The organism is Vibrio sp. 10N.286.48.F5, assembly GCF_041469785.1.
Taxonomy (GTDB): Bacteria; Pseudomonadota; Gammaproteobacteria; order Enterobacterales; family Vibrionaceae; genus Vibrio; species Vibrio crassostreae_C.
Genome location: NZ_JBFRLG010000074.1, coordinates 1 through 10,196, shown reverse-complemented (window position 1 = coordinate 10,196; position 10,196 = coordinate 1). Strand labels below are relative to the sequence as shown.

Here is a 10,196-nt window from a genome sequence, read left to right as displayed (position 1 = left end):
TCCAATTAGGAAACAAAGCCTGTTTCTGGTGAAGAAACTATTTCAACTAAAGTTAAGCAGACTGCTGTATTACCTGAATCTGAAGTAGGTGGAACTACTGTTCAAGCATCAGTAACGGTTATGGCTGACCTTGTTTAATTTGTAGAAAATTCCCGATTCAAAGGCTCGTAGTAATTACGAGCCTTATTTCTCTACGATGGTAGTCAATATGAAAAAAGTTTTAATACTATTGGCTTTCATGAGTATGAATGCCAACGCCGATTTCAAAGTGCTTTACATTACTACGAGCCTCGATGTAGGCAAACTTTATACAAATTCAATTAATTCTGTTGAATTTATTCCGGCAGTTCTGGAGTTGACGTCAAATCAAGACAAAACAAAATTTGATGATGTTAATACCACATTAAGAATTGAAACAGATATACCTTTTGAGTCTTCGGATATTCCTTATATTTCAACGTTAACAAAAAATACGTCAATTTGTACGGACTACTCTGGAGTGAGCAATGTTCAGGATGATTTCGTTACATTAACGATTGACGGGATAAGTTTGTCAGAGGGTGAATCCGTCTCTTTTTCAAATTTCAATTTAAATGATGGCGACAATAAGTATAGTGAGCATGACATTATATTAAGTTTTCAGTCATTTAAAGATATCATCACAGCGGGCCAAGCGGAGAGGTGTAATGGTGAGATAGAGTTCAATATAGAGGTAGATATATAATGTTCAGGTTCAAACTCATAACAATGGCAATTTTAGTGTTATTGCCTGTGTATTCGTATTCAAGTTATAGTCAAAATGTTCTTGAAGGTTTTGAAGAACTGTTTGAATTGAAAGAGTCAACAGTCCGTATACGTAACTTAGATGGTTCCCTTACTTCACCGATCCCATTTTTAACGTCGTTTAACACGTTAAAATTAGACTCGAATAATAAAAAAGCGATCGCACAGGTATCTGACTATTTAAATGATAATACAGTGTCGGCTGAGTACCAGCAGAAGATCATAGATCAATTAATGGTTGGCATACAAGATCAGTCTGAGTGTTTAGGTAAGCTCGATGAGTGTGAGTTGTACCCAGAAACGTTTGAGATCGTTCATAACTATAACGATCAAGAAGTCTATCTTTTTGTATCTCCACAGGTGTTGTCATACTCGAATCTCGATAAAGAACTGGTATACCACTCGTCTCTGAGTCAACACAATGGGTTAATCAATTCATTTGATCTGTACGTGAGTGAATATCAAGATCAAGACTCAATCGTTTCTTTAAATAATGAAACGACACTGGGGCTACCTTACGGATACCTCAAAACTGATTTCAATGCCAACAACAGTGATAACGGTTCTGAATTGTATGAAGCGGCATATCATTTAGATATCGATTCTTACTCAATAAAAGCGGGTCATTTTGAATTTGAGCCAGAGGTTAACTCAACTGACTTCCTGAATAACACCGCTCGAGTTGCTCAAAACTCGCTCACGGTAGGTACCTCTAAAAAGTTGCTCGTAGGCGGACATAATAACGACAAAGTATTGAGCTTTTATGCGCCAACAAGTGGCGGTGTACAAGTTCTTCGTGATGGTCGATTGATTTTTCAAGATAACGTACCAGAAGGGCAGAACTCAATTCCTTACAGCAAGTTACCATCTGGTCGCTATGAAGCTGTACTTGAGGTGACAAGTGGTGGGCAAGTTGTTAATACCCAGACTTATCAAGTATATAACACCAAAGGTGACTCTCTGACTCAGGGGGAAGTGGATTTCGTTGCCACTGCGGGTATGTTTTCAGGAAGCCATTACGACTACACGGAACATGGCATTAAAAATATTGAAGACGATGTTTATGGCAAGGCATTAGCTAACTACCAACTCACCCGTTCGTTGCAAGTAGGCTTGGGCGGCTTGGTCACGGACAGTGGCACTATGTACACCGTTGGTGGTGCATACAATCTGATTGATTGGGATTTGAGTACTGAAGCTGTGTACAGCCAATTCGAAGACGCATCTCACTTTAATGCTAATATCGGTATCCCTTATTTAAGTCTATCTTATGAGTCTCTCGATAATGAACTTGGTGATCCAGTTGCTTCTTATATGTACGGATATGCCGATTATTCACGTCTATCGTTGAATTCTTCGTACAGCTTCCGCGGTGGACAATCTATGTATGCGGTTTACTCGCTTAATAACGACAAGCAGTTAGACAATTTAGGTAACTCGGATGAACAGGAACAGCAGTTTATTTCCGTTGGTTACAGCACGCCCACAGTTTTAGATTCTCGAGTTAATATTAACGTCGATTACTCTGAGGCGACGGACGACATATCAGTTAATTTGTTATGGAGTGTCCCGTTGTCAGACACAGTAGAAACTATCGTGGGCCTGACGAGTGATAGTGATGACATTAATCAATTTAAAACAACAGTAAGACGAAATCAGTTAATTGACTCAGACTCCTTTAATACGTCGCTTGAGGTGAGTAACACCTACGATCGACAACAGGATGATATGTATCAAGATGCGTTATTGGCGACCAGTGGCACGACTAAATACGCTCGAATGAATGCCTCCGCCCATACGTCCACCAATGGCACGAGTGGTATCAATGCTGGCTTGTCTAGCACTCAAATCGTGACGACAGACGGCGTTTATATTACCGATAAAGCGGCAACGTCTTATACGCTTGTCGATATTCATCAGTCGCAGAATACAGAGCAGACGTTTGATGAAAAAGGTTACTTCTCTCTTAAAAAAGAAGGGCGAAACAACAGTAAGTTCATCGTATATAACGATGAAACCGTTGTGCCTTTGGAAGACTATAGTCAATATCGTGCGAAATTTGATTCAGAGAGCGTTGATCTTTACAACTCTGGTGATAGTAACGTAACCGTGTTTACACACCCAGGTACGGTTGCTTCTATTGAGCCAAGAGTTAGTCGCGTCGTTTCGTTTGTTAGCGCCTTTAATGACATATCAGAACAGCCGATTACAGAAGTGAAGTGTCATGGAGAAGGTTGTATTGAAGTCAATGAAATGGCCGACGGTGTTTATAGAGTAACCGTATTGGAAGGCATGAACTTTGAATTGTCAGCGAAAGAAAGCCAATGCTTACTGCCTTATGAATTTACTTCAACAAATCAGATGAACTTTGGTCAAAACTATTGTTTGCCAATAGCTCAAGAAAAGCAGATAGATTTGATTGATGCAGGTGAACGACTACAAGCGATGTATTTAGGTGCATACGAAAGCTCGATTGAACTGAATAAAGCGCTTAAAAAGCTCGAATTACACGGTTATCGAATTATTCAGAAAGAAGTGGGTTCGTTTAAGGCAATTTATATAGCGCATGAATCTATAAACATGGCGGAAACAATAGCGCTTCATAAAAGAGATATCGATCAGTTAAAACTGTTGGCAAAACGACTTTATCGCACCAACGCCATTACATACCCAGTCGCACAAGTTAATTAAGGAGTGGGAAATGAAATCCAATAAAGTTCTACTAAATTTAGTATCACTCACCGCTATATTGTTATCTATAAGTGTACAAGCTTTTACGGTAGATAAAATGGTTATTGTCTCTGATGATAAAGGGAACGGTATCGTTACGTTAACCAACGACGAGTCTCACCCAATTTTTATCCAAGCAAAGGTGGATGAAATAAATATTATTGATGGAGAACAGGTAGAAAAAAAACAATATACAAGAGACAACTTAAACGATTGGAAGGTGTCATTAACGCACCAGAAGGTAGTTTTGAACCCTGGTGAAGAGAAAGACATTGGCATACGTAGTTTATGCCACAACGCTGCATGCGATAATTCAAAAGATTTGATGTTTATGCTGTCTTTTTCTCCAAGTAAATACAGACCTGGTGAAGTAGTGAGTGGTGTGGAAATTAATTACGGATTCGCACCTGTTTATATTATTCCTACAACACAACCGAATTATTCTTACGAATTAACCAACAACGGTGATAGCCTTAGAGTCGAAAATAAAAGTAATACCATGCTCAATTTTTTTGTAGATGCATGTGTTGCTGAAAACAAAGCCCAATGCAAACAAAAATTTACGGTTGTATCGGGAAGGAATAAGACGTTCCCTTTAACCGAAACTATGCGAAATAACGAGTTGACCATTACCGTGACATCTCACGACAGAAGCTATTCAAAGAAAGAAATGGTGACGAGAGGTAAAATATAATGCCTAGACCTATCCTATATATTGTAGCGTTTATTGCATTAATGACGACAAGCATGGCTCAAGCTGCGTTTGAAGTTCGCGCGGAAGTGAAGGCTGGTGGTGTTCGTTGGGACAATGTGACACGTTACAATGGCAAAATGCTGCCAAGTACGTGGGAAACTCCTCCTATGTTGCAGGCTTCAGAAGCTTGGGCGGCCGCGACATTTTCGGGTACACCTCCAACAGAGATGACTTTAATTGGGGGAAATGGGAATACTTCACCGTCAATATCGATCGATATATCGGGCGTTCAATACAATACTACTGGAATTGAATTTGCCCAGTCAGCAAATACGGTAGGTGGTGGGTGCTCATTTGATGAAGTGTCACTACCGATTGTGACTGTTGAAGGTCCAAACTGTGTTTCGTCTGTTCGATTAATTAATAAACAAAAATCGAGCCCATTTATTTTCCTGAGACCTATTTTCGATATTAACGAAAGTGAAATAGTGTCGGCATTAAGTGGGCTACCAGAGGGGCAATATTCAGCTTCAGTGCCGGTAAATATTCGTTACTACTATGAAAATGACGGCATTATGACTTATCGCAACATCAATGAAGTGATGTTGTTTTCATTTGATTATCAGCCTGTTCAACTCGACAGTGTTTTTGTAAGTGGAGATGGTGTCATGACGCCAGTCTACGACACAATTGGCAAAAGAATAACATCGACAACGTCATTTGATATTACAGCGAACGGCTATTTTAATGACGGAATTGTTTTAACAATGCCCTTACAGTCATACGAATTGGTTAATTCAAGTAACCCTGGTGTGGTTATTCCTTACAGCATTCATTGCGATCAGTGCAGCTCTGGTAACTTAGTTGATGAAGGACAATTAATGCATCAAACAACGGCTATTTCAGAAGGAGCTGGAGTGCAAACAAGTATTAACTTTACTTTAGACTTTGATTACGATATTGAGGGCAGTTCTGCTGTTTCCGGAGATTATTTTGATGAAGTAACGATCATGTTGGAGCCTGGTATTTAAGATGAAAAAAATGAACTTAATGTCATCGATTATCGCTGTGTTCTTATCCATAAGTGTATCAGCAGAGGAGCTGCCTATCCAGATGAGTGGTGGCATGACGTTTTCTGCATTTGATGACAACATGGGACAGACTGAAGCACTTGGTTATAAGGCGGCGGTTGGATATAACATTAGTGAAAACGTACTATTTGAACTTGGCTATGCTGATTATTCTGCTTTTTCTGATTCGGAAATAGATAGTTTACGTGCGGTAATGGTTGAAACCGACTTATTGCTACCCGTCAGTGAATTTGCCTCCTTGTATGCAGGAGTCGGGGGCGCGTTTTCTAGTGACGACACCAATTTTACGGCATCGCTTGGTCTTAAATACCAATTGAGTAAAAATTGGAGCGCCGACCTTGGTTACCAAGGCGTCTTTGATTTAGCTCGTCAACAAGACGATCTATACGCATTTAATGCACTGTTGGTTTATCGTTTTTCAAGCAATGAAGCCGCAGAAGGCCTTTCAGATATTAACCCAAGGCCCAATGTTGACCAGCTTGTTGAAGAGTCGACCCAAGTATCAAGGCCGAAAACCCAATTGGCGTCTATTGTCCCAATTAAGAAGGCGCCATCGTGTCAGCAGCGTTTAGTTGAATACCGAGTGGTTCCTGGCGACTATTTGCTCCGAATTGCAAGAGCATTTGATAGCTCACTTGATGAATTAGTCGAAGCAAATCCAAATCTTAATAATCGTGATTTGAATTTGATTTACCCTGAAGAGAAAATACTTTACCCGAAAGTTAGCTGTTTAGATTAAATTGCCTTCCTTGAAACAGAAACACTGCCAATTTTTTGGCAGTGTTTCTTTGTTTGTAGCAGAGAGTATCTCGCCAATGTAAATGATATCTACACTTGTTTAGCTATCTCGCATCTTGCGTTTTTGAAATTCAAGAGTGCCCAATACCTTCAAACCTGAACGCGCGATACTGTTCACCAATCGAGCTACTCACCTTTATCGTTTGGGCTCGTAAATATGAAAACTAATACCTCAATTATATGCATGAAGGTCAAATATAAGAGAGCGGAGTAATGATCGGACCAAATATTTTAAACATGTATGTACTCATTCTTTTCGCGCTTGGTGTTATATACGCGCTGAGCAAAATAGACGAGTAGTATCCTAAAATTTATTATTTTTAGTAGAGAGAAATATGAAAATTAAATATAATCTATTAACAGTATTCGCAATTTGTTCAGCAATGACTTCTACTGCTGCCAATGCTTTTAATGTCGACAAGATGATTGTCGTCGCGGATAAAAAGGGCAATGGTGTCGTGACACTTATTAATGATGAGTCTCACCCGATTTTTGTTAATGGAAAAGTACAAGAAATTCAGTTTATTGATGGCGACAAAATCGTTCGTAATAGTTATACAAGAAACAATCTAGATGATTGGAAAATATCTCTTACGCACCCAAGATTAGTTTTAAGACCTGGTGAAGAGAAAGACGTGGGTGTTCGTAGCTTATGTCACAACACGTCTTGCGATAACAGCAAAGATTTGATGTTTATGCTGCCATTTACTCCTAGTCGTTATAAAGAAGAGGGAGAGAAAATTCACGGTGTCGAGATAAACTATGGTTTTTCACCGGTTTATATTCTGCCTACGACAAAGCCAAGTTTTGATTATAAGATTTACAATCAGGGCGAGAATTTACGCATCGATAATAATAGTAATACGCTAATTGATGTTTATGTTAACTCATGTACAACAGAAAAAAATACGCAATGCAAACAAAAGTTCACTGTTGTATCTGGTCGGGATAAAACGTTTTCTCTTGCGGAATATACGCAAAGTGAACAACTTAATGTAACCGTAACATCTTACGATAAAAAATACTCTAAAGAGATGCAACTGCCTATTCAGTAATAGGAACGCTGAAAATAGACATAATTATAGGCCTTCAATGATTAATGCTAATCAAGGACGATCAGCATTCATTACCCATGTTCAGTGCTAATTTTAGCCTACATGGCATCACTGTTATCAGCAAAGTGTAAATGCCCAATACAACATTAAATACAAATCATAAAATCAATTTTGAAATCAATAAAAAGTAAAGAGAAGTAATATGAACCTTTTAAGCAATAAGCCAGGAGGAAGCATTCCCCTGGGTTTTGTCGTCGCTACTACGCTTACCCTTTTTGGGTGTGGTGGAGAGGGCAGTGAAGGAAGCTCAGCAAGTGTTTCCCCTAATACTCAAAGCGCGACGCTTTCCGCTCAAAATGCTACCTACTCGACTGGCTATGCTGAATCGTTCGAGGTTGACCTGTCGTCAAAGGTATTTTCATCAACGGGTGGTGGCTTTGCGCTGAGTGAAGTCGAGGTCTTGTCTAATGATGATAGCTGCCAAGTAGAAAGTATGACGGAAACAGGGTTTGTAATTCAGGCCTTTGATACCAAGGTGTGTGACTATCGATATCATGTGACTCCTAAAACATTGTCGCCAATGAGCCGTATGGCTGAAGCGCCAATGAGTGATAGTAGTAGCTCAGAAGGTTCGAGTTCTGCGGTTACGCGCATTGCGGTAAGTAGTAATCCTAGCTCAACCGAACTGGTTCCAGTAAGTGCAACAACACTGATTAATGAAGATGTGAGTGTTTTACTGAAGGACGAATTGGAGAAAGTCGGCTTTACGTTAGGTGACGAGTTTGTATTAACGGAGCTTACACTACCGTACGGTCGCTCGAGCTCAGTTCAAATAAATAGTACAGATGACCAGACTATGGATTATACCCCGCCGTCAGGTTTTACCGGCATTGACCGTGTTCTTTATACGTTAGAAGACTCGGTTAATGGCCTTGTGCTGATGGGGGTTTTAGATGTTGCGGTGGGCTACGAAGCTAACCAAGGTTTTACGATTGACGATAATATTGTATATCCAGTTGTTGTCTACGTATTGACCGATGAAGAAATCGACATCAGCGGCTTTGTTTCCTCGGACGATAGTGATGATTATCAATTGGTGTATGTTGAATCGTTTAACGCAAAAGCGGTACCTAAAGATCCACTGGACACTCAGAATAAAACGATCGTCTTTCAAGCGTCACAACCAGGTTACCACTATATTAGTTTTGCGGTTAGTGATCATAATGGAGTGTATGACATGGGTTTGATTCGTGTTGAAGTGACCGATCCTAATCAGTCATCAAAATGGGACGACATTTCTCATTTGTTGGATCTCTATATTGGACCACCCACCGCACTTGATGCAGCCGGGCAAGGCTCGCCTTATGATATAAAACTGAACGATGATGGCTACAGCCCAGCGATTGATATGGCTGGTTTTCGTTATCCGTCGGCCGTAGCATACTGCGACACCATCGGTGGTTCAGTGCCGACGTTTGATCAACTTAAGCTGATGGCCACTGATACCGATGTTCAGGCGTTACATAACTGGCCTGTTAAAGCGCAATACCTCGCTTATGATGACGGAGCAGATCTGGTTAAGTGGGTGGATCTTAAAGATGGCAGCACCCTTACAGGCGATGTCGATCCAACATCGGCTTATTATGTGACATGTGTTAAGCAAGGTTTAATTACTGTATTGCCTACCTCAAGCACGGAAGTTGTCGCGGATGGAGTTGATGTTGGTTCTGTATTTGTTGAGTTAAAACTCGGTCAAGAAGTAAGACCAGATACCCTTGTGACGGCTTCTGTCTCTAGCCCAAATGTGACATTGGACAGCGATAACGTTACCACAGACAGCTATGGTATTGCCGAGTTTCGCTTAACCAGTTTAAAAGCGGAAACCGTCACATTAACCCTTGATGTGGGTGGCATTACTCAAGACTATGAAGTTAAGTTTATTGGTGATGAAAAGACGGCTGCAGTGTCATCAGAAGCAACGATTGACACGGTACCTTATACGTCAGTGGAAGGTGGCCAGGTTACTGCGACCTTGACCGATCAAAATAGCAACCCAGTAGAAGGTTACTCAGTCATTTCAGTGGTAAGTACAGAACAGCACCCAGACACCGCAGAAATGGTTACTCCTATCCTTGAAGCGGAAACGACTCAAACCGATGAATCAGGTGAGCAAAAAGTGCGGGTAAAGTGGGATACAAACTATCAAACCCCAACAACGACCATGACCTTTGATGTGGCGTCATCTTACACCACAACAACCAATACACAGACTAATGCGATTAGCCAAGTTACCTTTCATGCCTTATTGTGTGGTGGCCAAGTTGGGGATGATGATCAACAAAACGCCGCGGGTGCCTGTGTTAAAATTGCGGAAAGCGATGGAAAGTTGTTTACCGGTACTCCAAGTGAGAGCTTTTTAAACGCTGTTGGCTATAGTAATTACAACGGTAGTCATGTTGAAATTAGCCCTGATGATGGTCCTTCAGGATCGTTTGCAATGTTTAGTTTTACTGAAGCACATAGCCTTTGTGAACATTATAATACACTTGAGCTTAACGGGAGAGATGATTGGGCTTTAGCAAATATGGATGAGTTGATGAGTCTTTCTAATAACTTTGGTCACATGTACACCGCGAAGGGTTGGGCGACCAGCAGCTTCTACTGGTCGTCGACGGCTAGTGGTTCCGTCTACTACCGCGTGAACCTCCGCTCTGGCACCGTCAGCAGCAGCGGCCCATCCAATCTGTTCTACGTCTCGTGCGTATCAGGTTCTTAGGGTTCAACGTTCAGAGTTTGCGGCCCGCAGGGCCGTTTTTTCTTTTTATAGAGGGTAGCGGTTTATTTTCTAAACTCAGTAAGGATTAATATGGATATTGAAACAAAACTCAAGCTTAGTCAGCAACAAGGCTTTGTTTCCTAAATCAGGGAACTAATGCTTAAAGCTACGATCAGATCATCTAAGTTCACTCACATACTTAGAGCAATGCCAAAGCCTCGCTACAGAACAACTAACTGGAAACAATATAACCAAGCCCTAATCAATCG

At 40.7% G+C, this 10,196-nt stretch carries 7 protein-coding genes; all 7 read left to right on the top strand.

Going from position 1 to position 10,196, the window contains the following annotated elements:
- Positions 1-208: 208 nt before the first annotated feature.
- The 7 genes from AB4185_RS21845 to AB4185_RS21815 all read left to right on the top strand — a co-directional run bounded on the left by AB4185_RS21845 (position 209) and on the right by AB4185_RS21815 (position 9,927).
- The gene (locus AB4185_RS21845; RefSeq protein ID WP_065583732.1) at positions 209-724 is read left to right on the top strand and encodes a hypothetical protein; all 516 of its coding nucleotides are present in this window, start codon (positions 209-211) and stop codon (positions 722-724) included.
- Positions 724-3,474, top strand: coding sequence for a TcfC E-set like domain-containing protein (locus AB4185_RS21840; RefSeq protein WP_102332845.1), 2,751 nt, complete (start codon positions 724-726; stop codon positions 3,472-3,474). The genes AB4185_RS21845 and AB4185_RS21840 overlap by 1 nt, the downstream gene beginning before the upstream one ends.
- A 10-nt stretch (positions 3,475-3,484) precedes the next feature.
- Positions 3,485-4,207, top strand: a complete 723-nt coding sequence (locus AB4185_RS21835) for a hypothetical protein (RefSeq protein WP_102321099.1) — start codon at positions 3,485-3,487, stop codon at positions 4,205-4,207.
- Positions 4,207-5,238, top strand: a complete 1,032-nt coding sequence (locus AB4185_RS21830; protein WP_102428213.1) for a hypothetical protein — start codon at positions 4,207-4,209, stop codon at positions 5,236-5,238. Before AB4185_RS21835 ends, AB4185_RS21830 begins: the two co-directional genes overlap by 1 nt.
- A 1-nt stretch (position 5,239) precedes the next feature.
- Entirely contained in the window at positions 5,240-6,037 is a 798-nt protein-coding gene (locus AB4185_RS21825) for an outer membrane beta-barrel protein (RefSeq protein WP_102332842.1), read from the top strand.
- Positions 6,038-6,431: 394 nt separating this feature from the next.
- On the top strand, positions 6,432-7,151 hold the full coding sequence (locus AB4185_RS21820; protein ID WP_065583727.1) for a hypothetical protein: 720 nt from the start codon (positions 6,432-6,434) through the stop codon (positions 7,149-7,151).
- Positions 7,152-7,353: 202 nt separating this feature from the next.
- Positions 7,354-9,927 carry an Ig-like domain-containing protein gene (locus AB4185_RS21815; protein WP_372135931.1) on the top strand — a complete coding sequence of 858 codons (2,574 nt, stop codon included), beginning with the start codon at positions 7,354-7,356 and terminating at the stop codon, positions 9,925-9,927.
- Positions 9,928-10,196 lie beyond the last annotated feature (269 nt).

Coding starts and splice junctions, on each gene's coding strand:
- AB4185_RS21825 (WP_102332842.1), top strand. CDS start 5,240: ATGAAAAAAATGAACTTAATGTCATCGATTATCGCTGTGTTCTTATCC.
- AB4185_RS21820 (WP_065583727.1), top strand. CDS start 6,432: ATGAAAATTAAATATAATCTATTAACAGTATTCGCAATTTGTTCAGCA.
- AB4185_RS21840 (WP_102332845.1), top strand. CDS start 724: ATGTTCAGGTTCAAACTCATAACAATGGCAATTTTAGTGTTATTGCCT.
- AB4185_RS21815 (WP_372135931.1), top strand. CDS start 7,354: ATGAACCTTTTAAGCAATAAGCCAGGAGGAAGCATTCCCCTGGGTTTT.
- AB4185_RS21835 (WP_102321099.1), top strand. CDS start 3,485: ATGAAATCCAATAAAGTTCTACTAAATTTAGTATCACTCACCGCTATA.
- AB4185_RS21845 (WP_065583732.1), top strand. CDS start 209: ATGAAAAAAGTTTTAATACTATTGGCTTTCATGAGTATGAATGCCAAC.
- AB4185_RS21830 (WP_102428213.1), top strand. CDS start 4,207: ATGCCTAGACCTATCCTATATATTGTAGCGTTTATTGCATTAATGACG.